The sequence below is a fragment of the Enterococcus sp. SB12 genome (genome assembly GCF_030910025.2).
In the GTDB taxonomy this organism is placed as follows: Bacteria; Bacillota; Bacilli; order Lactobacillales; family Enterococcaceae; genus Enterococcus_B; species Enterococcus_B faecium.
The window spans coordinates 932,692-957,621 of sequence record NZ_CP175675.1; the positions used below are offsets into that span (position 1 = coordinate 932,692).

28 protein-coding genes, 1 tRNA gene and 1 pseudogene are annotated in these 24,930 nt (G+C 36.7%); 20 read left to right on the forward strand and 10 right to left on the reverse strand.

The genetic code is table 11. From position 1 onward, the window contains the following. Window positions 1-30: 30 nt before the first annotated feature. The gene (locus RBL01_RS04515) at window positions 31-2,151 is read right to left on the reverse strand and encodes an LTA synthase family protein (protein WP_307780943.1); all 2,121 of its coding nucleotides are present in this window, start codon (window positions 2,149-2,151) and stop codon (window positions 31-33) included. Between the two features lie 229 nt (window positions 2,152-2,380). Here RBL01_RS04515 and RBL01_RS04520 point away from each other — a divergent pair, with 229 nt between their 5' ends. From RBL01_RS04520 to ybaK, 3 genes are read left to right on the forward strand one after another with little or no spacing between them, the layout of a single operon-like run. After that, window positions 2,381-3,559 carry a class I SAM-dependent rRNA methyltransferase gene (locus RBL01_RS04520; RefSeq protein ID WP_307780942.1) on the forward strand — a complete coding sequence of 393 codons (1,179 nt, stop codon included), beginning with the start codon at window positions 2,381-2,383 and terminating at the stop codon, window positions 3,557-3,559. Between the two features lie 15 nt (window positions 3,560-3,574). After that, complete coding sequence (gene aroD, locus RBL01_RS04525) at window positions 3,575-4,333, forward strand: type I 3-dehydroquinate dehydratase (protein ID WP_002293935.1); 759 nt, start codon at window positions 3,575-3,577, stop codon at window positions 4,331-4,333. 22 nt (window positions 4,334-4,355) lie between these two features. After that, window positions 4,356-4,841 (forward strand): Cys-tRNA(Pro) deacylase, encoded by a 486-nt coding sequence (gene ybaK / locus RBL01_RS04530; protein ID WP_002288577.1) that lies wholly within the window; start codon window positions 4,356-4,358, stop codon window positions 4,839-4,841. Between the two features lie 70 nt (window positions 4,842-4,911). On the opposite strand, the gene RBL01_RS04535 is transcribed toward ybaK, so the two are convergent. Continuing rightward, on the reverse strand, window positions 4,912-6,165 hold the full coding sequence (locus RBL01_RS04535) for an NAD(P)/FAD-dependent oxidoreductase (RefSeq protein ID WP_002288576.1): 1,254 nt from the start codon (window positions 6,163-6,165) through the stop codon (window positions 4,912-4,914). A 116-nt stretch (window positions 6,166-6,281) separates the two neighbouring features. On the opposite strand from RBL01_RS04535, the gene gdhA reads away from it, so the two are divergent. Next, window positions 6,282-7,631, forward strand: coding sequence for an NADP-specific glutamate dehydrogenase (gene gdhA / locus RBL01_RS04540; protein ID WP_002317577.1), 1,350 nt, complete (start codon window positions 6,282-6,284; stop codon window positions 7,629-7,631). A 111-nt stretch (window positions 7,632-7,742) separates the two neighbouring features. Further along, window positions 7,743-9,089, forward strand: coding sequence for a glucose-6-phosphate isomerase (locus RBL01_RS04545; RefSeq protein WP_002288574.1), 1,347 nt, complete (start codon window positions 7,743-7,745; stop codon window positions 9,087-9,089). A gap of 307 nt (window positions 9,090-9,396) precedes the next feature. Here the strand turns inward: RBL01_RS04545 and RBL01_RS04550 are convergent, their stop codons facing one another. Further along, entirely contained in the window at window positions 9,397-9,783 is a 387-nt protein-coding gene (locus tag RBL01_RS04550; RefSeq protein WP_002288573.1) for a YxeA family protein, read from the reverse strand. A 267-nt stretch (window positions 9,784-10,050) separates the two neighbouring features. Beyond that, on the reverse strand, window positions 10,051-10,200 hold the full coding sequence (locus RBL01_RS04555; protein ID WP_002293931.1) for a hypothetical protein: 150 nt from the start codon (window positions 10,198-10,200) through the stop codon (window positions 10,051-10,053). Window positions 10,201-10,661: 461 nt separating this feature from the next. Between RBL01_RS04555 and RBL01_RS04560 the strand changes: the two genes are divergently transcribed. Beyond that, a complete protein-coding gene (locus RBL01_RS04560) occupies window positions 10,662-10,874 on the forward strand; it encodes a hypothetical protein (protein WP_002297633.1) in 213 nt (70 codons plus the stop codon). 277 nt (window positions 10,875-11,151) lie between these two features. On the opposite strand, the gene RBL01_RS04565 is transcribed toward RBL01_RS04560, so the two are convergent. Together RBL01_RS04565 and RBL01_RS04570 are read right to left on the reverse strand one after the other, a co-directional pair. Continuing rightward, a complete protein-coding gene (locus RBL01_RS04565; RefSeq protein ID WP_002317578.1) occupies window positions 11,152-12,951 on the reverse strand; it encodes a glycerophosphoryl diester phosphodiesterase membrane domain-containing protein in 1,800 nt (599 codons plus the stop codon). A 123-nt stretch (window positions 12,952-13,074) separates the two neighbouring features. Further along, window positions 13,075-13,671, reverse strand: coding sequence for a TVP38/TMEM64 family protein (locus tag RBL01_RS04570; RefSeq protein ID WP_002287776.1), 597 nt, complete (start codon window positions 13,669-13,671; stop codon window positions 13,075-13,077). Window positions 13,672-14,020: 349 nt separating this feature from the next. Between RBL01_RS04570 and RBL01_RS04575 the strand changes: the two genes are divergently transcribed. Both RBL01_RS04575 and RBL01_RS04580 read left to right on the forward strand, forming a co-directional pair. After that, entirely contained in the window at window positions 14,021-14,365 is a 345-nt protein-coding gene (locus tag RBL01_RS04575; RefSeq protein ID WP_002296337.1) for a carboxymuconolactone decarboxylase family protein, read from the forward strand. Next, entirely contained in the window at window positions 14,366-14,785 is a 420-nt protein-coding gene (locus RBL01_RS04580) for a cupin domain-containing protein (RefSeq protein ID WP_002317579.1), read from the forward strand. 91 nt (window positions 14,786-14,876) lie between these two features. Here RBL01_RS04580 and RBL01_RS04585 read toward each other — a convergent pair whose 3' ends face one another. Continuing rightward, the gene (locus RBL01_RS04585; RefSeq protein ID WP_002296335.1) at window positions 14,877-15,227 is read right to left on the reverse strand and encodes a hypothetical protein; all 351 of its coding nucleotides are present in this window, start codon (window positions 15,225-15,227) and stop codon (window positions 14,877-14,879) included. Beyond that, window positions 15,193-16,524, reverse strand: a pseudogene (locus RBL01_RS04590) (DUF1576 domain-containing protein). Before RBL01_RS04590 ends, RBL01_RS04585 begins: the two are co-directional and overlap by 35 nt. A gap of 255 nt (window positions 16,525-16,779) precedes the next feature. Between RBL01_RS04590 and RBL01_RS04595 the strand changes: the two are divergent. Both RBL01_RS04595 and RBL01_RS04600 read left to right on the forward strand, forming a co-directional pair. Next, the gene (locus RBL01_RS04595) at window positions 16,780-17,346 is read left to right on the forward strand and encodes a TetR/AcrR family transcriptional regulator (RefSeq protein WP_002296332.1); all 567 of its coding nucleotides are present in this window, start codon (window positions 16,780-16,782) and stop codon (window positions 17,344-17,346) included. 144 nt (window positions 17,347-17,490) lie between these two features. After that, window positions 17,491-17,578: transfer RNA gene (locus RBL01_RS04600), tRNA-Ser, on the forward strand. 47 nt (window positions 17,579-17,625) lie between these two features. On the opposite strand, the gene RBL01_RS04605 is transcribed toward RBL01_RS04600, so the two are convergent. After that, window positions 17,626-18,789 carry a site-specific integrase gene (locus RBL01_RS04605; protein ID WP_307780941.1) on the reverse strand — a complete coding sequence of 388 codons (1,164 nt, stop codon included), beginning with the start codon at window positions 18,787-18,789 and terminating at the stop codon, window positions 17,626-17,628. 50 nt (window positions 18,790-18,839) lie between these two features. After that, on the reverse strand, window positions 18,840-19,502 hold the full coding sequence (locus RBL01_RS04610) for a helix-turn-helix domain-containing protein (RefSeq protein ID WP_230341031.1): 663 nt from the start codon (window positions 19,500-19,502) through the stop codon (window positions 18,840-18,842). A gap of 167 nt (window positions 19,503-19,669) precedes the next feature. On the opposite strand from RBL01_RS04610, the gene RBL01_RS04615 reads away from it, so the two are divergent. The 10 genes from RBL01_RS04615 (at window position 19,670) to RBL01_RS04660 (ending at window position 24,900) form a co-directional block, all read left to right on the forward strand. After that, a complete protein-coding gene (locus tag RBL01_RS04615; RefSeq protein ID WP_087064045.1) occupies window positions 19,670-19,945 on the forward strand; it encodes a DNA-binding protein in 276 nt (91 codons plus the stop codon). Between the two features lie 43 nt (window positions 19,946-19,988). Continuing rightward, complete coding sequence (locus tag RBL01_RS04620) at window positions 19,989-20,294, forward strand: hypothetical protein (RefSeq protein ID WP_307780940.1); 306 nt, start codon at window positions 19,989-19,991, stop codon at window positions 20,292-20,294. A 131-nt stretch (window positions 20,295-20,425) separates the two neighbouring features. Then, entirely contained in the window at window positions 20,426-20,650 is a 225-nt protein-coding gene (locus RBL01_RS04625) for a hypothetical protein (RefSeq protein ID WP_307780939.1), read from the forward strand. A gap of 155 nt (window positions 20,651-20,805) precedes the next feature. Then, window positions 20,806-21,111, forward strand: a complete 306-nt coding sequence (locus RBL01_RS04630; protein ID WP_307780938.1) for a hypothetical protein — start codon at window positions 20,806-20,808, stop codon at window positions 21,109-21,111. Further along, a complete protein-coding gene (locus RBL01_RS04635; RefSeq protein WP_307780937.1) occupies window positions 21,024-21,872 on the forward strand; it encodes a bifunctional DNA primase/polymerase in 849 nt (282 codons plus the stop codon). Before RBL01_RS04630 ends, RBL01_RS04635 begins: the two co-directional genes overlap by 88 nt. Continuing rightward, window positions 21,862-23,334, forward strand: a complete 1,473-nt coding sequence (locus RBL01_RS04640) for a virulence-associated E family protein (protein ID WP_307780936.1) — start codon at window positions 21,862-21,864, stop codon at window positions 23,332-23,334. The genes RBL01_RS04635 and RBL01_RS04640 overlap by 11 nt, the downstream gene beginning before the upstream one ends. Window positions 23,335-23,601: 267 nt before the next feature. Further along, window positions 23,602-24,009 carry a DUF3206 domain-containing protein gene (locus tag RBL01_RS04645; protein ID WP_307780935.1) on the forward strand — a complete coding sequence of 136 codons (408 nt, stop codon included), beginning with the start codon at window positions 23,602-23,604 and terminating at the stop codon, window positions 24,007-24,009. After that, window positions 24,009-24,224 carry a hypothetical protein gene (locus tag RBL01_RS04650; RefSeq protein WP_307780948.1) on the forward strand — a complete coding sequence of 72 codons (216 nt, stop codon included), beginning with the start codon at window positions 24,009-24,011 and terminating at the stop codon, window positions 24,222-24,224. The genes RBL01_RS04645 and RBL01_RS04650 overlap by 1 nt, the downstream gene beginning before the upstream one ends. 3 nt (window positions 24,225-24,227) lie before the next feature. Next, on the forward strand, window positions 24,228-24,617 hold the full coding sequence (locus RBL01_RS04655; RefSeq protein ID WP_307780934.1) for an HNH endonuclease: 390 nt from the start codon (window positions 24,228-24,230) through the stop codon (window positions 24,615-24,617). Between the two features lie 127 nt (window positions 24,618-24,744). Further along, window positions 24,745-24,900, forward strand: coding sequence for a DUF2292 domain-containing protein (locus tag RBL01_RS04660; protein ID WP_005879181.1), 156 nt, complete (start codon window positions 24,745-24,747; stop codon window positions 24,898-24,900). Window positions 24,901-24,930: the final 30 nt, after the last annotated feature.

A 24,930-nucleotide genomic window follows, 5' to 3' on the forward strand; every position in this document is an offset into this window, starting at 1 on the left:
TTTGTCGCTGCTCCTTTTAAATTTATTTTATCATTCGGAAGAACTTGTGGTCGTTCCGTGAAGTTCTTGGTACGTTTGCGTTTTATAAAGATCAACAGTTGATTGTCCGTTGTGTTCACTAAAGACACTAGTTGACTTGTCACCAAGAGATTTTTCAGCTTCTTTTAATTTCTCTAAGCCATTCTTGTAGTCATAATCACTGGTATCAATTGGGTCTAATCCACTATTCGTATAGAACCGAAGAAGATCACCATTATTGATTTGGTCAGAAACAGCTAACTGTTTATCAACTTTTTCTTTCAGTGAATCAATTTCATTCTGTACTTCCTCAGTAGGTTCAGTAATAGCTTCACCAGTTTCGTTACTATAGATCGTACCACCGTAGTAAGTATATTTTGGTGTAACAAAATCACCATCACGGAAAGAAACAAGCTGTTCATGATCTTTCGAGAATAGATCTTGTCCTAACTGAATATAATTTTTTGTATCTACACCTAGTAAGTGAAGTAATGTAGGCAAGGCATCAACTTGTCCGCCGTAAGTGTGATTGATTCCGCCCTGTGTTTGTCCAGGGATATGGATCATATAAGGGACACGCTGCATTTGTGCATTGTCGTAGTTTGTCCAAGTAGAACTTGTTTTTCCAACTAATTCAGCTAGATTTTTATTTCTTGAATTCGAGACACCGTAATGGTCACCGTAAAGGACGATGACTGAATTATCATACAAGCCGCTTTCTTTCAAATAATTGAAGAATTCTTGTACGGCGGTATCTAAATAATTGGCTGTCGCAAAGTAACCGTTGATCGTTTCATCATTTGTATTGGCTAACGGGAATCCTGCTTCGTCATTGGTGAATTTTGAATAAGGATAATGGTTAGATACAGCAATGAATTTTGAATAAAATGGTTGTTGCAGACGTTCCAAGTATTGTACGGATTGTTGGAAAAATGGTTTATCATGCAACCCGTATTGGAACGAATTGTCATCATTAACATCATAATAAGAAGAATCAAAGAAATAATCATATCCTAAATTCTTGTATGTCTCGTTTCGATTCCAGAATGTACCAGCGTTCCCATGGAATACCGCACTAGTGTAACCTTGTGTTTGACTTAAAATATCAGGTGCAGCTTGGAAAGTATTTTTTCCGCCTAATTGTGTGAACAAGGAGCCTTGATTCAAGCCAAACGATGAATTTTCCATCAGCGTTTCCGCATCGCTTGTTTTTCCTGCTTTTACTTGATGGAAAAAGTTGTCAAAACTGAACGTGCTGTTGCTGTGGTAAAGACTATTGATGAAAGGTGTAACTTCATGCTGGAGACCATTCTCATCTGTCAATTTATAATCGATCAGGAATTGCTGGAAGCTTTCTAAATGGATATAAATCACATTTTTTCCTCTAGCGAGCCCGAACAAATCGTCATTTGGTGCTGCATAATGTTCTTTTACATAATTTTCTACTTCTTTCATATCATTGGGACTTGCTTCTGCCCGCACTTGGTTTGTCTGGTAAGTTTGAACACCGTCATAAACCATGAAAGCATTCAAGCCAAGATATTTGACCAAATAATCACGAGAGAATGTTCGAGTCAGCAATTCTGGACGATCAGCTTCCGCCATAAAAAGATTTCCTGAGAAAATCATAACTGCTAATGTAGAGATCGCAAAAGCCATTCTTGCTCGGATCGGGCGAGGGTCCAACTTGATTTTTTTTGCAATCAGCAGAACAGTCAAGATAATAAAATCGATCCAATAGATCACATCATATGGGCGAAACAGTCGAATGGCACTTTCTCCCAGACCACTCGCTACTTTCCCAGCACCTAAAATCGTGTTGATCGTAATGAAGTCCGTGAATTCTCGATAATAAGTGACATTCGAAAAAACAAGCAATGTCAAAAGAAAATAAATGACCATCATCGTGATATAAGCAACTCTAGGGCGTCTGATATAAAGAGCAATTCCAAGTAATAACAATGTAGTTGCAATAGGGTTGATAAACAAGATAAAGTATTGAATGCCACTTTCGATTCCGAGATGGAAATCAACTAAATAGGCAAAAATCGTTTTCAACCAAAGTAAAACGACTAGTAAAGAAAAAAATCCGAGCCTCTTATTCAAAAAGGCAGGTGTTTTTATACATTTCAAGATAATCTTCCTTTCTGCACTTCTTAATCACAGAAGTGTCATGAAACCATGTTACACAGCTCACTTATTCTCATTTATTTTACTAGTATGACAATATAGTGTCAATTGAAACCAGAAGTTTATGCTGTTTCATTAAGGTTTTCTTTAAGCTTCATGAAAAAATGAGCAGTAAGACAAGTCCTATGTTTTTTGTTATACTTGGGAAGAGAAAGCTAAAGCAGGTGAAGGAATGAAAGTAAAAGTAAAAAAAAGAGCAAGCAATCGATTGAAAAAAGGATATCCACTGATCCAAAAAGAAGACCTTGCTCATCCCCAAAAAGAAACCACGCAATGCGTGGAATTAGTTGATTCGCAAAACCAATTTATCGCAAAAGGATATCTAGGAAAGCAGAATAAGGGAATCGGTTGGGTATTGAGCCAGCAGAACATCCCATTTGATCAATCTTTTTTTGAAGAATTTTTTGTGAAGTCAAAAGAAAAAAGAACTTTCTTTTTTTCAGATGATTCTACTACCGCTTTTCGTATATTCAATGGAGAAGGAGACGGGATCGGCGGTCTGATTGTTGATTATTATGCAGGTTATGCTGTTTTTTCTTGGTATAACGAAACGTTATATGCACATCGTGAATTATTGATTCAAGCTTTTCGTGAAATCTACCCGGAAATCGTAGGAGGCTATGAGAAAATTCGATTTGAATCAGTAAATCTGCCTGAGAGCCAGTTCATTTACGGAAAAGAGGCACCGGAACCCTTGATCGTAAAAGAAAACGGAGTAAAATTTGCCGTTTATTTAAATGAAGGATTAATGACTGGGATCTTTTTAGACCAAAAAGAAGTACGGGGATCATTAGCAGAAGGTTTCGCTTCTGGGAAAACAGTTTTGAACATGTTTAGTTATACCGGCGCCTTTTCTGTTGCTGCCGCAATGGGAGGGGCAATCGAAACAACAAGTGTCGATCTAGCAAAACGCAGTTTAAAAAAAACACAGGAACAGTTTGAAGTGAATGGTTTGGATGTCGATCAGCAAAAAATCATTGTTATGGACGTATTCGAGTATTTCAAATACGCCAAAAGAAAACAATTTTTATATGACATGATTGTATTGGATCCACCAAGTTTTGCCAGAAATAAGAAAAAAGTCTTTCGCGTAGCAAAAGATTATGGGGAACTGGTCAAGGATAGTCTGAATATTTTAGCAGAAGACGGGATACTTATTGCGTCTACAAATGCTGCGAATGTCTCGATAGAACAATTCCAAACAATGATTGAAGAGGAATTCCATGCCAAAAATGTTTCTTTTGAACAACTTGCTTTATATCGTCTGCCAAAAGATTTCCAGACGACGGATACCTTTTTAGAAGGCAATTATCTGAAAGTGTTTGTTTATCAAATTAAAAATAACCATTAGAAGGAGCGATGCAGAATGGTTCGGGTAAAGGGATTGAATATAGGAAGCGGTAGACCAAAGATTTGTGCGCCTCTTATCGGGGCCGTCCGAGAGGAAGTATTACGTGAAGCAGTTCTTGCACGTGAAGCAGGGGCCGATTTAGTCGAATGGCGAGTCGATCATTATCGTGAAGTTTTTTCTTTTGATGAAGTAGCAGAAACATTGGTTCTTATCCATGAGATGCTTGATGGACTGCCGTTATTATTTACGTTTCGTACCTTAGCTGAAGGCGGAGAACAAGACATATCGATCCGTCAGTATCGCGACCTTTATGAACATGTGATACACACAGGATTAGTAGATATGGTCGATATCGAGTTGTTCAAAGTAGAAAGTCTAGGAAAAAGACTGATAGAGGAAATCAAGTCTTTAAACATTCCTTTAATTATCAGTAGTCATGATTTTAAAGAAACACCAGCAGACCCTGTCTTGCTTTACCGATTGAATGTTATGGAACATTTTGGAGCCGATATCGGAAAACTGGCAGTAACTCCCAATAATGAACGAGATGTTTTGCGGTTGATGGAGTTGACTAGACGGGCAAATGCTTTTGTCTCCATGCCTATTATTACGATGTCCATGGGAAATCTTGGTAAAATTTCTCGTCTGGCTGGCGGAACGACGGGTTCCGTTATGACATTTGGTTCCTTAAGCAGCGATTCTACTTCTGCTCCAGGACAATTACCGGTCAAAGCATTGAAGCAAATTATTCAATTATTAAATGAACCGTTGTAGAACAAGTTTGAGGTGATATTTTTTGGCAAAGAAAAAAATAGTAAAAACGAATGCAATCCGTATGGTCGAACAAAAAAAGATTCCCTATACAGAGCACGAATATGAGTGGGACGAAAGCCACCTAAGTGCGTCATCGGTCGCTGAACAGCTTCCAGAAAGCCAATCTCGTATATTTAAAACACTGGTTGCTGTGGGCAATGTGACGGGGCCTCTTGTTGCTGTGATACCGGGAGAAGCCGAATTGAATCTAAAAAAATTAGCAAAAGTTTCAGGGAATAAAAAAGTAGAAATGCTCCATTTAAAAGATTTGGAAGCAACGACCGGATACATACGTGGTGGCTGCTCGCCTATAGGTATGAAAAAACTATTTCCTACTTATTTAGATCAAATTGCAGAAAGCTATGAACAAATCATTGTCTCGGCTGGCAGAAGAGGGCTACAGATGGAGTTAGCACCTCAAGATATCTGTGCATTAACGAGCGGACAATTTGCAGATATAAAACAATAAATCATACGTATAAAAGAAAGAAGGAGGCCGGGATGTTGTTTGTCCAGTCTCCTTCTTTCTTTTTTATACATTATGCTCTTTGCCCGGCATTCATTCCTGCTACATGCCCTGTAGCGAAAGCCGCTGTGATATTAAAGCCGCCAGTATAACCATTGACATCCAGTAATTCTCCCGCAAAATACAGACCATCAATGATTTTACTCTCCAATGTTTTAGGATAAATTTCCTTTAGAGAAACCCCTCCGCCAGTTACAAATGATTTCTCAATAGGAAAAGTTTTGTTGATTGATAGCTTAAACTCTTTGCATAGTTGAACAAAATCTTGAATTTGTTTTTGAGAGGCTTGTTGTCCTGTCAGATGATCCATTTCAAGCCGCTCAAGAAAGAAAACTAACAATCGCTCAGGCAATATACCATGCCAAGCATTGACCAAGTTCTTTTTGGTTGCTTTACTTTTTTCTGTCAATATATGAATAAGCTCTTGTTTGGTTTGTGTAGGGAAACAATCCAGAGAAAGTGTCACTGGTTCTCCCGTTTTCTCTAATTCTTTATTGACAAAACTTGAACAACGCAGTGCAGCCGGACCAGAAATACCGAAATGGGTGAAAAGTAAATCCATCGTATGTTCAGTCAATACACGACCTTTTTTATTTAAAACGCGTAAAGTGATGTCTTGTAAAGAAAGCCCTTGAAGTGTTTTCTCCTGAATATACGGTTCATCCGATATCAAGGGGGACTCTGTCGCATAAAGAGGCGTCACCGTGTGACCCACTCGCTTCACGATCTTGTACCCATCTCCAGTAGAACCAGTAGATGGATAAGTCCGTCCACCAGTTGTTAAGATAATGGCAGGAGCATGGAACTCTTCGAATTCCGTGCGTATACCGTAAATTTTATGTTCTTTGTGGATCAATTTCTCTACTCGAGTAGAGAATAGAAGCGTCACATCTAGTTCTTTCAGACGATTGAGCAATGCTTCGATAATCGTTTTTGATTTATTTGTTACAGGAAACATCCGTCCATGATCCTCTTCTTTTAAATGTACGCCTTGTGATTCAAAGAAGTTCATGATATCGAAATTATTCCATTGCGCAAACGTACTATATAAAAACTTTCCATTTCCAGGAATATGTGCAATCAAATCATCAACAGGACGATTGTTCGTAACATTGCACCGACCACCACCTGTCATCAGTAGTTTTTTTCCTGCTTTTTTGTTTTTTTCGATCAAGAGTACGCGTGCGCCTTGTTCAGCTGCACTGATCGCTGCCATCATCCCGCTTGTTCCAGCGCCGACTACGATCACATCATACAGTTTTTCCATTCCCTCACCTCAAGGAAAGTGTAGCATATCTGAAGAAAGAAAACAGAAAAAAATGTTTTGAGCCAAAAGAGAAAATGAGCTAAAATGAGGGAAGATAAGCAAAGGAGCGTGGAACGATGACAAACGCAACAGAATATGTTCAAGCAATTCAAGAAAAGCTACATCAAAAGGATCAAGGGCAAGAAGAATTTTTACAAGCAATCGATGAATTCATGCCCACGGTTATGTCTTTTTTGGACACTCATCCCGAATATATCGAAAAGAATATCTTAGAACTTTTAACGGAACCAGAAAGAGTTATTCAATTTCGAGTGCCTTGGCAAGATGATGAAGGAAACTGGCGAGTAAATAGAGGGTACCGTATCCAATACAACTCAGCTATCGGCCCTTATAAAGGTGGATTGCGCTTCCATCCTAGTGTCAATCTAAGTATCTTGAAATTTTTGGCTTTTGAACAGATTTTCAAGAATAGTTTAACCGGTCTGCCAATCGGTGGAGGAAAAGGCGGAAGTGACTTCGATCCTAAAGGAAAATCTGATAATGAGATCATGCGTTTTTGTCAAAGTTTCATGCTGGAATTGTCAAAACATATCGGCCCATCGATTGATGTTCCTGCGGGAGATATCGGTGTAGGAGCTAGAGAAATCGGCTATTTGTTCGGCGAATATAAACGATTGAAAAAATATGATACTGGTGTGTTGACAGGTAAACCTTTGGATTTTTGGGGAAGTAAGATACGTACGGAAGCTACTGGTTATGGATTAGTGTATTATGTCAAACATCTATTGAACGAAGAAAAAGATTCATTTAATCAAAAAACAGTTTTTGTTTCCGGAAGCGGGAATGTAGCCATTTATGCAATCGAAAAAGTGCAAGAGCTAGGCGGGAAAGTTGTTACATGTTCAGATTCTAGCGGGTACATCTATGATCCAGAAGGAATAGATGTGAAACTATTGAAAGAAGTCAAAGAAATCAATAGACAACGTTTGACGGAATACGCAAACCAACGTCCTTCTGCTATTTATCATGCTGGAGAATCTGTTTGGACATTGAAAGAAAAAGCGGATATCGCTTTGCCATGTGCTACTCAAAATGAAATAGACGAAAGCTTGGCCGAAATCTTAGTAGAAAATGGGATCAAAATCGTAGCAGAAGGCGCTAATATGCCATGTACAGTAAAAGCTGTTTCTGTTCTTCATGAAGCAGGCGTGTGGTATTGTCCAGGAAAAGCTGCTAATGCTGGAGGAGTAGCAGTATCTGCTTTAGAAATGAGTCAGAACGCCCAGCGATTGACTTGGGAAAGAGAGCAAGTGGATGAGCAGCTGGATCAAATCATGGAAACGATTTACCATACGTGTCGCCAAACAGCAGCCGAGTACGGCGACGAAAAAAATCTGCTTCTTGGAGCAAATGTTGCTGGATTTGAAAAAGTTGCCAAAGCAATGGCAGCAGAAGGTTTAGTTTGAAAAATGAAACTTTCTTGGAAATATTGTCAGCATTTTGTTTATTTGCTTGAAAAATAATAAAAAAAAACGTAAAGTATTACCTGTAGAGTAAACCTATAAGGAGGAGAACAAATGGCACACATTCATTTTGACTATTCAAAAGTAGCACCGTTTGTCAACGAACAAGAGTTAGGGTACATGCAAAGCCAAGTAACAGCAGCCCACAACGAATTACGGGAAGGTACTGGCGCAGGAAGCGACTTCCGCGGCTGGATCGATTTACCAACGAACTATGACAAAGAAGAATTTGCACGTATCAAAGAAGCAGCTAAAAAAATCCAATCTGATTCTGAAGTATTAGTTGTTATCGGTATCGGTGGTTCTTATTTAGGCGCTCGTGCAGCGATCGACTTCTTGAATCACACATTCTTCAATTTATTAGATAGCAACACAAGAAAAGCACCACAAATCTTCTTTGCCGGAAATTCAATCAGCTCAACATATATTGCTGACTTGATCGAAGTAATCGGTGATCGCGACTTTTCAGTAAACGTTATTTCAAAATCTGGAACAACTACTGAACCAGCGATTGCGTTCCGTGTATTCAAAGAGCTTCTTGTTAAGAAATATGGACAAGAAGAAGCAAACAAACGTATCTACGCTACAACAGATAAAGCAAAAGGTGCAGTTAAAGTAGAAGCAGATGCAGAAGGTTGGGAAACTTTCGTGATTCCTGATGACATCGGCGGACGTTTCTCTGTATTAACTGCTGTTGGTTTGTTACCAATCGCTGTTAGTGGTGCAGATATCGATGCATTGATGCAAGGTGCCGCTGATGCAAGCAAAGCATACTCAAGCGACAAACTAGAAGAAAACGAAGCTTACCAATACGCAGCAATGCGCAACATTCTTTACCGTAAAGGCAAAGTAACTGAGTTGTTGATCAACTATGAACCAGGAATGCAATACTTCTCAGAATGGTGGAAACAATTGTATGGTGAATCTGAAGGAAAAGACCAAAAAGGCATCTATCCTTCAAGCGCAAACTTCTCAACTGATTTGCACTCTTTAGGACAATTCATCCAAGAAGGACGTCGCAATATTTTTGAAACAGTTGTGAAGGTTGAAAAACCTCGTAAATCAATCACAATTCCTGAACAAGCAGAAGATTTAGACGGTCTAGGCTACTTGCAAGGAAAAGAAGTGGACTTCGTAAATACAAAAGCATTTGAAGGAACATTGCTTGCTCATACAGACGGTGACGTGCCTAACTTGCTAGTCAAAATTCCAGAAATGGATGCTTATACATTGGGTTATACAATGTACTTCTTTGAAATTGCTGTAGGTATTTCAGGTTACTTGAATGGAATCAACCCATTCGACCAACCAGGTGTAGAAGCTTACAAGAAAAACATGTTCGCACTTCTAGGCAAACCAGGCTTTGAAGATCTTGCTAAAGAATTGAACGAACGCCTGTAAGATAAGGGTTTTTCGCTAGATTTAAATAATCAGTGATAGAAACATGTTCGCTTTAAAATGAAAACTGGTACCCATTTAGGTACTCAAACATACTGCATCGTTTATTCAGAATAAGGGGCTGTGACAAGACGTTTGTCACAGTCCCTTGTTTGTATAGAAATCGATTGATTGCCTTGCTCTTTAGTTTGTTTTAGGACTTTAAGAACAGTGAGGCTGACTTCGAAGGTTAATTCTGTTTTTTTGTTTTCTAGAATCAGTAAGCAAAAAAGCACTCACTTCGAGTGCTTTTTTGCGATATATTCTTAGCTTAAGATAGGCCTAATTTTTCTTTTACAGATGAGGGTACCTTATCGCTGGTAATTACTTTTTTCTCTATGATCCGCTTTTCGCTTGCTTTCAACTGCAAGATCGTTCCTTCGGGGTAAGCAGAACCATTGGCAGAGTCACCAGAAGTAATGACATCGAAATCTAACTGTCTTTTTTCACCGTTTTCAGCATAAGCATCTACGTTGTATTTAAAACCTCTTCCAATTACTTCCCCATTATCTGCTTTGATATCAGTTTCTGCAGGCATTGGAGCTTTGACTACCGCATAATAATCTTTACCTACATAAGTAGACTGATAGTAGTCCCAACCTTTCCATCCTATAAAAGCAATCAATATGATAACGATCAACCCTAAAATTTTTTTCATGAAAGATCTCCTTTTTTATTTTTATTATATTAAATATTATACAGATAATAACGGAATATTATCATCGAAACAGCTAACAAAATTGTCATAAAAAACGAGATGGTTGATATTAGAACTTGTGTTTTTGTTTAGGTCTAGAGATAAAGAGAGACAATTTCCAAATATATGTAATGAATACAAAAAGACGTTTGTCGCGGATTACCGTTACAAACGTCTTTTATTGATTTTCCGAGATCTCATCAGTCGCCATTTGGAATGGTTCACTCCTTATCTAGATTCGTTTAATGCTCGGACTGCTTGTTCGATTGTAATACCAAACGCAACGTTATTTTCGTTTTGTGCATCAATCGCCATAAAACGGTTAGAAGTTGTATCAAAAGCTACGCGGTATTGCATATTTGTTTTTGTAAACGTCATAAAATTCATCTCCTTTGTAATGTAATTTAGTTCTTGAAAGTTTCCTTTAAACTTTCGAACTTATACCAAGTTTAGCATCGTACGTTTTTTGATGCAATTAAAAAGCATTTATCATTTTCCTTATTTATTTTTTCTTAAATGGTTTAGCTATTTTCTTTTAATCCGATAAGTAGCCCAATCATCAAGGTTACAAATACTATTGCTTGAATATAAATCATATGCTCACCTCTTTATAAATAACTTAGCAATATAAAGAAAAAAACGCACGAACAACATAGGAATATAAACAAACGTTTTTGTCACAACGTCTAAGATCGTGTTAAAAAATAGTTATCTAAAAAGCAGAAAGATACTCAAAATAAAAAATAAAAAAATGAATAAAAACGTTTTCAAATACAAGGTAATTTGTTATTATAAAATAAAGAAAAAACAAAATAAAAATAAAGAAAAGAGGGAATGAAATGGTAAAAGCAGAAGTAGGAAGATCTTATATATGCAAACCGATCGGAGTATCTCATGAACTAATCGGCTGTATTGAACGTACATATATCAACACGGCTGTCGTGTATGTTGAAAGTTATGACCAACGAGACTATCAACTTATCAATGAAAGCAAGTATCGCATGCTCGTAAAATTCTGTGATATTAGCGCACCTGCTGAATTGGTTTCTTAAACAGTATTTTTGAGAATTCGCAAGAACTCCCTTATAATATAAATAAAGACAGAAGGGAGCGAGAAGATATGCCAAAAAGAAAAAGTTCAGGGAAAATGGGAATTATTCTTGCAGTGATCTCTGCAATTCCTGCTATTTTAGCTATTGTTCGTGCGATGAAGGAATCAAGAGAAAGTTAAGCACACATTATGAGCGTCAAACAAAAAACGCATATACCTGCGGTGGCAGGTTATGCGTTTTTTGTTGTATAAAGACTTTTTTCATTAACGATTTTTGATTAGCCGACTCCCAAAACAAAATTTAGCAGTTTATCTGAATAAGTGATTTCTTCATCTGTTTGTTTCACACTTTCATTTAGTAGTCCCATCTCATCGGTTATGATACCATCCACACCATAAAACATCATGCGACTCATGGCATCTGAATCGTTGATTGTCCATACATATACTTCTTTTCCGTCTTGGTGGGCAGAATTAATGAAGTTACGGTTGATCGTACTATATTCCATTGTCAGAAAATCAGCAGGCGTCACAGGGGGCCCAACAATATTGAAAGGTAAGATGTAGCCCACATAAAAGTTTGGTTCTGCTTCTTTTAAATCTGAAACGGTTTGGTACGTCAAACTTTGCAAAATATGATGGTTCTCTAAGATAACTTTGCGGTATTTATGGACAAATCGTTCGACAAGGTCATCCGAATCTTTTTTAGAGGTCTTGATCTCAATAAGTAATTTTTGGTTTAGCTTATGTGCTTTTTCCAAATAAGAATCAAAAGAACAAACAGGGGCTTGCACTCCGTTTTCAGTAACTGTAAGATTTGTCAATTCTTTCAATGTAAGATCCTGTGGTGTTCCATTTACCCCTGTTAAGTGACGAAGATTTGCATCATGCATCACTACGAAATGACCATCTTTTGTTTCCTGAACATCCATCTCTACATAATCAGGATGATAGTCTCTGCTTGTTTTTTCAAGTGCTTCTAAAGTATTTTGCGCCCCATTTTGGGTACTCACACCTCTGTGAGAGACAGTCACTGGTTTTGTCTGAACAGCTGAAGTCAGATAATCCATATTGTAAAGACAGACGCCAATACCGAAAAAAACTGCAAAAAGAGTCAAACCAGTGTTTTTCAGCGCAGAGAAACGCAAGTTGGGGGCTTGTGGGATAAACCACTTAGGGATCTCAGGCAAGAAGCCTTCGTCATCCATGAAATCAACAATGATATAAAAAATCCCTACGGTAGACATCACGATATTGAATAATAAAATCCCTTGTAAAAGCGTCATAGCAAACACAGCGCTGATCAATGCATAGTCTGGGAAAAATTGTTCAACCATACTTTGTGCCAAAATAACAACGATATATCCTAAAGAAGAAAGGAGTAAAATCGTACCGCCAATCACAATAAATTGGCCCGTGATGGCCAAAAGACGCGATTTGGTCAATGACCAGCTTTCCCGAATGGCTGCTCGAAAAGGACGATCTCGTAGAATCATTTCCGGTAAAGCAAAAATCAGTCGAATCCCAATATAGCCAAGGAAAATATAAACGAGTAAAAAGGAACTGACGATGATCCAACGATTAGCAAAAATAAAATCCATAATGAAAGTGGGGATTTTTATTTTTGACAGTAGATCAGAATTAAAACTTAATCCGCTGATCGGTAGAATCAATAAAAAATAAGCAAGGAAAAACAAAAAAGTAATGGGTCTCACTTTCTTCAGCTGAAGTATCGTCAAGTGTAAGAGTTGCTTCAAAGAGATTGGTTCTTTCTTTTTAATAAAAAAAACACTCATCAAAAGAAAAGTAAATTCGAAATAAACTAACAGTAAAATCGTCATCAAAACTACGATTAACGAGAGTAGAACCCCAGGATGTTGAGAAAAAATTGAAGGAATATTGTCATAAGACAAATAGTCAATTGCCCCTCGGTGTAAAATAAAACGGGTCGTACTGCTCAATAAGGGTAAACAAATAAATAAAATAAAGCCATGCATCAGCAAGACATCACGGAAATAAGCTTGTGTTCCTTTTAAAAAGTCCCAAGCATTACCTAAGCTACGTTTCAAATAATTCATCCTATCACCTGCTCTTCACATTGTAGCGCAAATCTAATGAAAAAGGAAAGGGTGCAGTGTGTTTTGCAGACCCTTTCCCAGATTTAACATTGTCAATCAATGACTAATTTTACAAAATAAATATTATCCAAGAAGACCACTTAGATATTGACCTCCATAAATCAAGGCCATACTATATAAGAAAATCGACAGTGGTTTAGCAATCAAAATGATTAGTGTATATCGTTTCACTGACATGTTTGTCAATCCAGCCATCAAACATAACGCATCGTCAGGAGCAACTGGAAGAAAAATAGCTAGAGCAAACAGCTTCTCAAAACGGTTTTGATTATCCAGCCAGCCAATATATTTGTTATATGTCTTATCGCTAATCATGGAAAGTATGAATGGCTTTCCATAACGACGCCCTAGCAGAAAAATGATAATCGAACCAATGCAGATTCCAATATAGTTATAGATAAATCCAGCATAAGGGCCAAATATCAGGACACCAGCTGCAGTACTGATCCCTCCAGGAATGATTGGAATAACTACTTGCAGGATTTGGATGAAGACAAAAATAATCGGTCCTAAAATGATGGAATCACCTACTAATCCTCTTAACGCATTCAAATCTTTGAAAACACCTAAATTAATAAAATAAATCGTCAGCGCGATTGATAGGCCTAATCCGATAATGGATATGAAATTTATCAGTTTTCGAGAGGCAGCAATATTCATTATTCATCAACTCCTTAGAGGTTCTTTGTTAACTATACTTTACTAGAAAAGCAACTAACTGCGCCATTTTTTGATATGACAGAAAACAAACAATTTTGTAAGTTCATCATAAGTATAAAAGATTTATCTCAAAAAAACATCCAACTAAAGACTTATTTAATAACTTGTTTTTTTAAAAATAAAAAAAGCGTTAGCAACTATGCTTAAAAAGCATATCGACTGAATAAACTAAGCATTGGACAGGCTGAAAGACTACATTTAAAATGAAATGCGAAGAAACAATAGAAAATAAAGTTGCCTTAGAACCATAGTTGAATCACCTAACAGTCGTGAAGGGAGAATAAGAGAAATGGCAGAAAAACAAACCGCAGGACGAGATCAATTAGGAGATTTTGCACCAAAATTTGCAGAATTGAATGATGATGTTTTATTTGGACAAGTATGGTCCAGAGAAGAATTATCTGCTCATCAGCGTAGTATCATCACCATATCTGCATTAATTTCAGGAGGAAATTTTGAACAATTGCCAGCTCATCTGAAGATTGGCAAGCAAAATGGCATTACTAGTGAAGAAATAGCAGAAATCATTACCCATTTAGCTTTTTATGTAGGATGGCCAAAAGCTTGGTCAGCTTTTAGTTTAGCAAAAGAAATCTATTTAGAAGAAAATAGCGAAGATAAGAAAGAGGCGTAAATGATGACAAAACACGAAGAAATACACAATGGCGTGATTTTTCCAGCAGGTGAAAAAAACGAAGCTTACGCTCAAGTATTTACCGGGCAAAGCTATCTGAATATGTTAGTGAATGATCCCGAAGTTTCTGTTGGTGTAGGTAATGTAACTTTTGAACCAGGTTGTCGCAATCACTGGCATGTCCATACAGACGGCTATCAAATCTTACTTGTGACCGGAGGAGAAGGCTGGTATCAGGAAGAAGGAAAGCCAGCAAGACGATTAATGGCTGGAGATGTCGTCGTAACGCACAAAGGGATTAAACATTGGCATGGTGCGACAAAAGACAGTTGGTTTGAACATTTGGCGATCACTGCTGGTAATTCAGAGTTTTTAGAACCTGTAACAGATGAAGTGTATGAAGGATTGGAAAATCAATAATGTCAAGCTTGAACAGCTCCTGAAAGTAGATTTTAATCGAACTTTCAGGAGCTGCTTTTTTGATTCAGTCTTTTATAAATAGAAAATAGGGTTAATAATAGGAATGAGAAGCACGTCGAAAGATCTTAATATTGATAATCGGCTGGGCATACATGATTTCCACGTCATCAATCAAACTACCTAACAGATGATAATCTTCCCGATCATGTCGGGGATTACCTAATAGTTCTTGATAGTAGATTTCCATACTAGGGTCCCGAGGATTGTTCAGCAAATCAGCAAGTACATCTAAATCTTCTGGCTGAGTTTCTGCCGTACCCTGTATCTCTATGAAAAGCCCTTCCTCAGCAAATTCTACTCCAATACGTATTTCAGTTATTTCATGGGAATATAAATAAGTAAGAAGCTCATCGATGATTCTTTTTGATAATTCTTTTTCCAAGTGTCTTTTTTTTCCTTTCTGACAGCGGTAAAGTTATCTAGTATCGGTACAAGGATACCTGCAACGAAACCAGTTGAAAAACCACTGTTATATAGATTTAGTCCTCCGTGCAAAGTGCTGACGTTATGGACAAGAGCAATATGTAGCACACCAGCTATTACACCGTAAAAACTGCCGTAAAAACCGCTTATGGGCGCGAGACCTGTCCCAAACACAGCTGCAACAAGCATGCCAGTACTGGTGATCTCATGAAAAGTTCCAAACAAAGAAGCAATAAATATTCCGACTAGTATCGGAAAACTGTTTTTTAAATGACAACCAAAAGCACTGAAACCCACCGCAGATAAAATAGCACCGATGACAGGTCCATTTAACTGACCGCCAACCAGCAAAACATAAGAAGACAGCATCAGACCAACTAAGCCCATGTTGATCAAAGTAGCACCAATACCAGAATTAGCAATGAAATCAGTTGTCAATTTTCCAGATGAATCGAAAATTTCTCGAATCCCCGAAAGCCGAAAGGAATTATAATAGAAACCAATTCCGACTGTCAGCGAAAAAAAGCCAAAAATAATCCAAATGAGAGGAAAGTGATATTCATTGAAAACCAATGTATTTTCGACGATTAAATAGCTGAATAACCTCAAAACAGCAGTAAAAGTCATCGCAATCAACCCAGAGGTGAATCCAATATTATAAAGTGTGAATCCACGATGGAAAACTAAAGTTTGAGCAGCTAAGGGCGGAAGAAGTAGACCAATTGCTATGCCAGCTAAATTCCCCAATAAAATACCTATCAGTAAAGGAAAACGCATACCAAAAGTGATATAACTAACGACCGGTGATAATGCGCTACCAAACAGTCCGATCATGATGTACTGAGAAAAAGGTTTATTGACAAATACAGCGTATAGATACACACCTAAATGATTGAGATAGAATTATAAAAGTTTTTGCCAAAAAAAGAGAAACCGGTAACTGTTAGAATCGAAGCAAATAAGGGACCGTTTAAAATCACCTTGTGCCGATAAGCTAAAAGCACAGAAAGTAAGGTCAAAATCCCTACATTTATGAATGCGCTTCCGAAACCGCCTAAAGCAAAATAATCTGTCAAAAGATTGCTTGGCGAGGTAAGAATAGTTAGCAATCCACTCCAATTATCAGTAGGAGTATTAGAAAGCAAGCTAATAAAAAGAAAAAAAACACCTGTAAAACCAAGATAAAAATACTTTCTTTTCTGTGAAACGATTCGTTTTTGAGGATGAATATAAATAACGTCAGTTTCGTTTTCCATTACACATCTTCTTTTTCATTTTCTTTAACTATAACTTGAAATGAAAGATTTGGACAACTATCATTTAGGTCAAAACTAAAAATGTAAGGGAACCCATTGAATTTAACCAAATTTTTTTAATTTTGCAAAAAAAAGTTAAAGAAGACTGAAAAAAAATTTAAAATATAACGTTTTGAGTAAAATGTTTGCAAAAAATGCTAAAAATAGGGTACAATAAAACAACATATACTGCAGTAAAGAAGTGGGGGAGTTTTAATGAGAAGAAAAGTCTATACCAAGGATCAAATTCTAAAAGCTGCTTATGATGTTGTTGCAAAGGAAGGGTTTAAAGGATTTACTGCGAGAAATATTGCTAAAAAGATGGGGATTTCGACACAGCCGATTTATCTGGAATTCAAAAACATGGAAGATTTAAAAAATACGTTGCTGGATTCTATCTTTGAACAACTAAAAGAAGATGTTTTCCCTATTGAACGTACTGGTGATAAAATCATTGATCTCGGTTTGAACTATATCTACTTTGCAAAAAAGCATCATAGTCTTTACATGGCATTGTACATTGATGAACATGGGGACGGAAAGAAAATGCATGATTTTTCATACAATTATTTCCGTGAAATAGTTAAAGAAGATGAAAGATACAATCAATTATCGGATGAATATGTCGATGCTCTGCATACTGGTACATGGGTAGCAGTGACTGGCTTAGCGTCATTGATGTCATCAAACATCATGCATCCAACAGAAGAACAAATCATTGCACTGATCAAACGGACAATTGACTCGATTTTAGCATTAGATAATCCTGAAATAATCAGATAGTGTTCTATCAGTATGAATTTGATCGGTAAGTCCGTTGGCTGCAAACTGTCAATGGACTTTTTTGCTAAAAAAAGCGATTTCTGTTATTTATCTATTAGAAATAGGCTTGACATTTCGTGAAAAAAGTTTAAAAATAGTACTTACGGAAGGTTGGCAGAGTGGTAATGCACCGGACTCGAAATCCGGCGAACCGGCTAATACCGGCGCGCAGGTTCAAATCCTGTACCTTCCTTTTATCTTAACTAAGCCCTTAGAAATTAACGTTTCTGGGGGTTTTTTTTATTTTGACCCAGACATTGACCCAGAATTGATATAATCTGTCATTTGGTTGACTGTTTCACGTTTTCTTTTTTCTGTGATATGCAGATAGTGAGCGCTAGTAACAGATATATCAGAATGCCCCAATCTATCTTGAATATCTTTTAAGGTAGAACCAGACTCTAACATCATTACAGCTCCGCTATGCCGCAAACCATGAATGGTGATCGTTTTTAGATTTTCTTGTTTTAAAATAGTGAGAAGCCATTTTCTAGGTTTGGATAATTGAATAAATGAGTTATCCAGCGCTGATGAAAAAACAAGCTGATCTGGCTTCAATGAATTGTGACCGGTAATCAAAAGTTCTTCTCTTTGTTTCTTGCGCCATTTCTTCAACCAATCCATTGTGATCTGATCCAGCGGAATATCTCTAGCTGAGCTATTCGTTTTAGGTTCTTCCAAGTAAAGCCGTCTATTCTTTCCTCTAGCGAGTGTTTGAGTGATAGAGATATAATTATCCTCAAAATTTACATATCGCCATTCAAGTCCTAAAATTTCACCCATACGAGCAGAAGACATTGAAAGTAATCTAAAGAATGTTGCTATCTTCATATTTTCGTGCTTCTCTAAAGCGTTCAAGAAAGTTAGCATTTCATTCCTCGAAAAATAGTTTTCTCTCTTTTTGCTGCCAACATCTTTTTTTGCTTTTGGGATCGTGATAGATTTACAAGGGTTATTATGAATTAATCTAAGTTTGATGGCATAGTCAAAAATTCGTGAAGTGTTACTAACAAATTCACGATAGCGAGCAAACTTATTTACTTTTTCATTTGCGAATTGTTGTACCATTGCTGGAGTAATTTTTGAAATCAATGTATCCCCGAAAAATGGTAAAATGTGAACTTTGTATTGCTCTGTTTGTTTCACAAAGGTAGATTCCTTAACCGTAAGCTCATAATAAACAACCCACAAATCATAGACTTGTTGGAAGGTAAGTTTGTCAGTTTTTTTGAATCCATTTTTGCTAATGTCAACTTTTAGACGGCTCAACTCTAGTTGGGCTTCTTTTTTTGTCTTAAAACCACGTCTTGTAGTAAAACGCTGCTTTCCTTCTGAATCAATTCCTAAATAAGCTTTAAACATCCATGCTTTTGATCCATTTTTCTTTTCGTACTGTTTAATCATATTTTTTTCCTCCATAGTGTAACAAACCGTGGGGGCGGTGGAGGAAGGGTTTAATTTAAAACATAATCGCCATTATCATTCTTTACAAAAATAAAAGCGGTATAACTATCAGATTCTGGCTTATTTTTTAAGCCAACTATAATCTGATCATTAGTTAACCCGATTCTTTTTAAGATAATGAAATTAAAAATTTTTTCAATGAAATAATAAATCTCTGTTTCATCTAGTGATTGAAAGAATTCTTTATTTCTTTGATCGGTAAGACTTGTAATAAAAGCCAAATCAATTTTACTTAATTCTTCTTGAGAAGGCATACTTACTTCTATATATATTAATTTATTATTCTTCAAATTCTCTGGGTATTTAACAATAAACCAAGGATCGTTTGCAGTAGTCATCCCTCCATTCTGAATCATTTCCTTCATTTTACTCATGGGAATATACTCCCCCAAAATATAATGAGTTTGTGTCGATTCTTCAAATGTTTCAGACAAAATAGACATATCATAGGAATCTTCTTTGATAATTATCAGATCATTAGGAGTTATATCTAGGGCAAGGCAGATTTTTTCTAATGTGTCAAATTGAATCCCCTTACTTGAATTATTAGATATTAAACTAAGCGTATTTTTTGATATTTTGGTTTGCTCATGTAGCCAAGTCATAGTTTTTCCTTTTTCTTCAAGGATATTTTTCAAATTAATTTTATGCACAGTTTCCCCTCCTTCTATAGTACAAGTATAGCGATTTTTAATTTCTTTAGCAATCATAATTACTATATATATGTTTTTTTTAACTATATGCTTGCAAATGATTTAAAACGATGATACTATACATATGTAAAATAATTACTATATAAATGTAATAAGAGGTGAAAAACATGAACGGATTTCAAGTAATGCTATCAGACGAACAGGCAGCTTCTTTAAAAGAGTATGTTTTCGAAATTACTAAAGAAGCAATGGCCGAAGCAAAGAATGTGGCTAACGTTGATAAGGACTTTTTAAAAAAAGGTGAAATGGCAAAATGGCTAGGCATTAGTTACAATTCACTTTCTAAATTAGAGAGTATGGGATTGCCAGTTATTCAAATTGACGGATTAATCTTTTTTTCTAAAGAAGAAACAAAAAAATGGCTTATGAATCATCAAAAATAATCGCAAGCCGTGGGGGCAAAGGGATTAATAGGAGGAAATAATAATGGAATCGACACAAAATAAAGCAATCGAAAAAGTATTATCAACAATTCTTACAGAAGACACAGCAAGCGAGTTAGCAAACTTGAAAGGCAAAGCACTAGAAGAAACGTTTGAATGTTTGTACGAGCAAATGGACTATCAAAAATTGCTACCAGAAGAACCAACGGTAAGCGGAGTATTGCGTGGCTTGAACGATTTAGTACAAGCAGAGTTTAAAGAACGACTTTCTATTGAAGAGTATCAAGAAATTTTGTATCAGCAAGTTGAGTTATTGAGCAGTATATTAGGTATTGAATTGGAAGGATAAAACATGAATAAAGGCAGAAAAAAAGCCTTAACTCACTTAGTCTTGGCGGACAGAGTTAAAGGCATCACAACGGCTAATACAGCCTAATTCTGCCTTCATTCTAACACAAACAAATGGAGGAATAAAACAAAATGAATAAAAAAATAATCGATCCAGTTGATTTAATAATAGATTCTACAAATATTGCAAGCGCCTTAGAAGGCTTGGGCCTTTTTGCAAGTGAACTCACAGTAAACTCTTTAAAAAGAAATGACTTAAATATTTTAAATGGAATGATTGCAGCTGTCGCATGTTTAGCAAAGCAACACTCGGATGATATTGTTCATTTTGAAAGTGAGGTACCTGTAAATGAGTAAGCGTAGAAATCTGTTTTTACTAGCCTTTCTTTTTGGATCGCTCACTAAGTTGTTACCTTTTATTTTATGGCTGATTTGTGTAGTACCTATTGCTGTATGTTTGTTTTTGGCCTTTGATTTTTGGGAGTATGAGAGACATGTAGGAGGTACAAGCAATGATTTATATAGGTAAAGTCCGACCGTCCATCATGGAACCACCAATTGATAAAAGTATTATTCAATTTTTTTCAGAATATACACCGATTAAAGTTGATGTTTCTGATGATCCCGAAGAACAGAAGAAATTAAAGACGATGGGAATTGACGGTTTTATAGCTGGTGAAATGAAGACGGCACACCAAAGGCAATTTTTGCTAGTTAGGAGGGAAGTTTATTGGCAAATAATTATCAAGCAGCAACGGAATTACAAAAGTCGGGATGGTCAATTTACCCCTTATCTCCTGGAACTAAAATTCCAATAAAAGGCTCTAGTGGTTGGAATGATGCAACTAACGATTCTAATCAGATTAATGAATGGTGGACGGAAGATGCAACTAGAAATATTGGGTTAATGCTTGAAGATCATCAAATGATGGTAGTTGACCTAGATCAACATTCTGAAACACGAAACGGCGTTAAGAATTATAAAAAACTTGCTTCAATGTATGATCCATTTCCTTCTACTTATACGGAAATCACACCAGGTAAAGGAATTCATTTCTTCTTTAAAATTCCTGATGGTGTAATTATCCAACAAGAAACAGGCGCATTTGCTGATATCTTTGGGCGTGATGATAAAGGTAAAAGTTTAAGCGGGATTGATATTATCACTAAAGGAGTTCCAATAGCGCCAACTATGATTATTTCAGGAAGTGTTGGGAGAGCATATGAACCTATTGAAAACGTATCTCTAAATAATATTGCACCAGCTCCCGATTGGCTAGTGAACCTACTGCTAAAAAAACCGCAAGAAATAAAGACTCAATACCGACCCGTAGCAAAAACAGGGACAGCAAAAAAATTAGATATGATTGTTCAAGGCGCTGGCGAAGGTAGTAGAAACGATCATTTAACTAAGTTATGCGGTTGGTTGCTATGGCACGGTGTAGATAATCAAACTTTAGCAGAATTAATTTATACAGCAAATGCGTACAATGAACCACCGCTAAAAGATAAAGAAGTGAATCAAATTATTCGATCGATGATTAAAAAAGATTTGAGGGGGAAAGCTCATGGCGCATAAACATAAATTAGACAGTGTTTTAGACTTTCCCGAAGCCAGCGAGCGTGAAGATAACATCGTTGAATTGAAAGCTTGGATGTCCCGATTAAGATGCAATAAAGACGATCAGATTAAAAGTAACAGTGTTGTGAATGCAGAATTGATTTTAACCAATGATAGCAATTTAGCTGGAACAATTGCTTATAACGAATTTAGCGGATACATTCACTTATTAAAAGATTCTCCCTGGATCAATCGCACTGCTGGAGAATGGGAAGACAGTTTTGAGGATGCCTTAACAGCTTACATTGAAGAAAACTATAACGTGGTCTTTGATGATAACAAAATCCATAAAGCGGTAGTAAATGTAGCTAGAAAGAATGTTTTCAACCCAGTAAAAGAACGTATCGAAAAAGTTAAATGGGATCAACAGCCTAGACTGGAAACACTGTTTATTGACCTTTTAGGGGTAGACGACAACCTTTACACACGAGAAGTAACAAAACGTTGGATAGTCGGATCAGTCGCACGTATCTATAAACCAGGAATAAAGTTTGAGATCGTTCCAGTTTTGGATGGACCGCAAGGGATTGGTAAGAGTACCGTTCCAGCATTACTTTACACGGATGATTTTTTCACCGATTCATTAGATTCGTTAGGTGAAAAGAAAGATGATTATATGCAACTTCAAGGCAATGTAATCATTGAACTTGGAGAATTATCTTCAATGGGCAAAACTAAAATAGAACAGATAAAAAACTTCATTAGTGCCAAGATCGATAAAATTAGACCTCCTTATGGTCGGAATGTCATAGCTTGGGCAAGGCAATGTGTATTTATTGGAACATCAAATGATGGGCAGTATTTGAAAGACGATACAGGAAACCGCCGTTTTTATCCTTTACCTTGTAAGAATAAGCCGAAGATGAATCCGTTTAAAACAAAGGATGAATATTTTCTTCAAGTGTTAGCTGAAGCAAAGGTGCTTTTTGATAAAGGACAACGAATCTATTTTAGTCCCGATGAAGATAAAGAAGTCTTAGAAATTGCAAAAGACTATCAAGAGGATGCCAAGGTGGAGAATCCAATTAAAGAAGCAATCACTAAATATTTGGAAATGGAAATCCCGTATAAATGGGAAGAAGCTCCAGCGTGGGCGAGACGTTCTTATTATCAGAACTATCCTGACAGTAAATGTAATGAGAAAAATTTACAGCATTTCTACAATGGGGCTACTATGCAACAAAAGTTTTATTTAGTTGATAGCGTACTAACCGCTGATATTTTGGAAGCTGTTTTTGATAAACAAGCAAAGGATTTATTGAATGGTCGATCAGATGCAGAAACTAAAAAGATTGCCTTGATTATTACCAGTATTCCTGGTTGGGAACGGAAGCAACTGTATAGCAGAGGAATGCGCCGAGGATTTTACAATAAAAGAAATGCTGGAATGAACAAAACGAAAAGAAACAGAAATACTTAACAGGTCTTAACGGGTACTTAACACCTAGCCCGTTAAGTGATAAGCCATACTCCCCCAAGGGATACAAAGATTTCTTAACAGGTTAACACCTTATTTCCTTAAAACTTTTGAAATAGTTAGCTAATACTCAGGAGGTAATGTTACTGGGTTTTACCCGTTAACCCGTTACGAAAATGCTGTAACCCTTGTGTCCGTTGGGATGAATACTTAACAGGTACCCGTTAAGGTAGGCGTTAAGTACGTGTTACGAATCGAGGAGGAAAGTAAATGCTCAATATTATTTCAACAAACAAAGCACCGAACTTTCAATATACAGATGAAATGGATCGGTTTCTAATGAACACGCTGGCATTTAGTGTGGGATTGGTAACAGAAGATTATTCCACATTTGATCCAGAAGTATTAAAGATAATGGAAGAAGAACCTGATTGGCTGCAGGAGTCAGTAGTGTGGTGTCAATCGCTTATCGTTGGTTCACTGGCAGATAGTGGCAACTATGATGATACAGGTGAGCTAATGGATGAATTTAATTGTCTGCTTAACCTATATGATCAAGCGAGACAACGAGAGCTTATACCGAGCGAGGATGATTTATTTTTGAACATTCACGATAAGTTCTTGGCGTTGTTACTGACTGATGATGAATTGATAACTAACTTATTGGAGGTAGAATAATAATGAAAGAAAGTATTAGATATTTTAATGGTGAACGATTAATTGAGTATTCAAACACTCAAGAAGATGTAGAATTTATTAGTTGTGAAAAGGATAAATCTGTCAAGGTTAATTTTAAAGATGGAACGTGCTTGAAGATAGTTTCGCCTTATATGGAATATAAATCAAAATGGACTCAAGAAGATTCTGACGAACTAGATCGCTTTGGTTGGTAATCTATGGCAGTTAAAAAACAATGTAATCATGCTGGGTGTAAAGTATTGGTCGATTATAGGCAAAAGTATTGTGAGAAACACAAACCAACAACGAAACAGACCAACGCTGACCGATATGAGCACCGCAAACGTACTGGTGGGAAGTATTTCAAGTTCTATCACTCGAAACAATGGCAAAGAGCTTCACAATTATACAAGCTAAATCATCCATGTTGTGAGATGTGCTTAAAAGAGGGAGTTGTCCGCAAAGCAGATATAACTGACCATGTGAAAGAATTGCGTGACCGATGGGATTTACGGCTTGATGAAAATAACTTTATGGCGTTGTGTCACTATCACCACAATCTTAAAACGAGACAAGAGAAGGCGAAAAGAGCCACCCTTAACAGTTAGGGGGCTGGGTATCTGGTCGCTGGAAACCGAGGGATGGGTCATTTTCTCATGAATAACCGTTGTAAAAGGCTTCATAGCGAGTTTAGCATAATGATTACAATTGTAATCGCAAATGAAACAGTATATAATGAAAGTAGGAGATTTAGTGAAAAATACAGTTGTCATTACTGATGAAACAGGGAAACAGCGCACCATTGAGTTACCTCATTTTGGACAGGTAACCATTCAAATGCAAAACGGAAAAATCATTTATATAGATAAATTAGACAAAGAAAAATTCTGATCGAAAAACGAAGGAATGTTGGCTTAATTG

What these genes read in the sequence shown, in the direction of transcription:
- RBL01_RS04520 (WP_307780942.1), top strand. Translation starts at nt 2,381, where the DNA reads ATGAAAGTAAAAGTAAAAAAAAGAGCAAGCAATCGATTGAAAAAAGGA.
- aroD (WP_002293935.1), top strand. Translation starts at nt 3,575, where the DNA reads ATGGTTCGGGTAAAGGGATTGAATATAGGAAGCGGTAGACCAAAGATT.
- RBL01_RS04535 (WP_002288576.1), bottom strand. Translation starts at nt 6,165, where the DNA reads ATGGAAAAACTGTATGATGTGATCGTAGTCGGCGCTGGAACAAGCGGG.
- gdhA (WP_002317577.1), top strand. Translation starts at nt 6,282, where the DNA reads ATGACAAACGCAACAGAATATGTTCAAGCAATTCAAGAAAAGCTACAT.
- RBL01_RS04545 (WP_002288574.1), top strand. Translation starts at nt 7,743, where the DNA reads ATGGCACACATTCATTTTGACTATTCAAAAGTAGCACCGTTTGTCAAC.
- RBL01_RS04550 (WP_002288573.1), bottom strand. Translation starts at nt 9,783, where the DNA reads ATGAAAAAAATTTTAGGGTTGATCGTTATCATATTGATTGCTTTTATA.
- RBL01_RS04555 (WP_002293931.1), bottom strand. Translation starts at nt 10,200, where the DNA reads ATGACGTTTACAAAAACAAATATGCAATACCGCGTAGCTTTTGATACA.
- RBL01_RS04560 (WP_002297633.1), top strand. Translation starts at nt 10,662, where the DNA reads ATGGTAAAAGCAGAAGTAGGAAGATCTTATATATGCAAACCGATCGGA.
- RBL01_RS04565 (WP_002317578.1), bottom strand. Translation starts at nt 12,951, where the DNA reads ATGAATTATTTGAAACGTAGCTTAGGTAATGCTTGGGACTTTTTAAAA.
- RBL01_RS04570 (WP_002287776.1), bottom strand. Translation starts at nt 13,671, where the DNA reads ATGAATATTGCTGCCTCTCGAAAACTGATAAATTTCATATCCATTATC.
- RBL01_RS04575 (WP_002296337.1), top strand. Translation starts at nt 14,021, where the DNA reads ATGGCAGAAAAACAAACCGCAGGACGAGATCAATTAGGAGATTTTGCA.
- RBL01_RS04580 (WP_002317579.1), top strand. Translation starts at nt 14,366, where the DNA reads ATGATGACAAAACACGAAGAAATACACAATGGCGTGATTTTTCCAGCA.
- RBL01_RS04595 (WP_002296332.1), top strand. Translation starts at nt 16,780, where the DNA reads ATGAGAAGAAAAGTCTATACCAAGGATCAAATTCTAAAAGCTGCTTAT.
- RBL01_RS04605 (WP_307780941.1), bottom strand. Translation starts at nt 18,789, where the DNA reads ATGATTAAACAGTACGAAAAGAAAAATGGATCAAAAGCATGGATGTTT.
- RBL01_RS04615 (WP_087064045.1), top strand. Translation starts at nt 19,670, where the DNA reads ATGAACGGATTTCAAGTAATGCTATCAGACGAACAGGCAGCTTCTTTA.
- RBL01_RS04620 (WP_307780940.1), top strand. Translation starts at nt 19,989, where the DNA reads ATGGAATCGACACAAAATAAAGCAATCGAAAAAGTATTATCAACAATT.
- RBL01_RS04625 (WP_307780939.1), top strand. Translation starts at nt 20,426, where the DNA reads ATGAATAAAAAAATAATCGATCCAGTTGATTTAATAATAGATTCTACA.
- RBL01_RS04630 (WP_307780938.1), top strand. Translation starts at nt 20,806, where the DNA reads ATGATTTATATAGGTAAAGTCCGACCGTCCATCATGGAACCACCAATT.
- RBL01_RS04640 (WP_307780936.1), top strand. Translation starts at nt 21,862, where the DNA reads ATGGCGCATAAACATAAATTAGACAGTGTTTTAGACTTTCCCGAAGCC.
- RBL01_RS04645 (WP_307780935.1), top strand. Translation starts at nt 23,602, where the DNA reads ATGCTCAATATTATTTCAACAAACAAAGCACCGAACTTTCAATATACA.
- RBL01_RS04655 (WP_307780934.1), top strand. Translation starts at nt 24,228, where the DNA reads ATGGCAGTTAAAAAACAATGTAATCATGCTGGGTGTAAAGTATTGGTC.
- RBL01_RS04660 (WP_005879181.1), top strand. Translation starts at nt 24,745, where the DNA reads ATGAAAGTAGGAGATTTAGTGAAAAATACAGTTGTCATTACTGATGAA.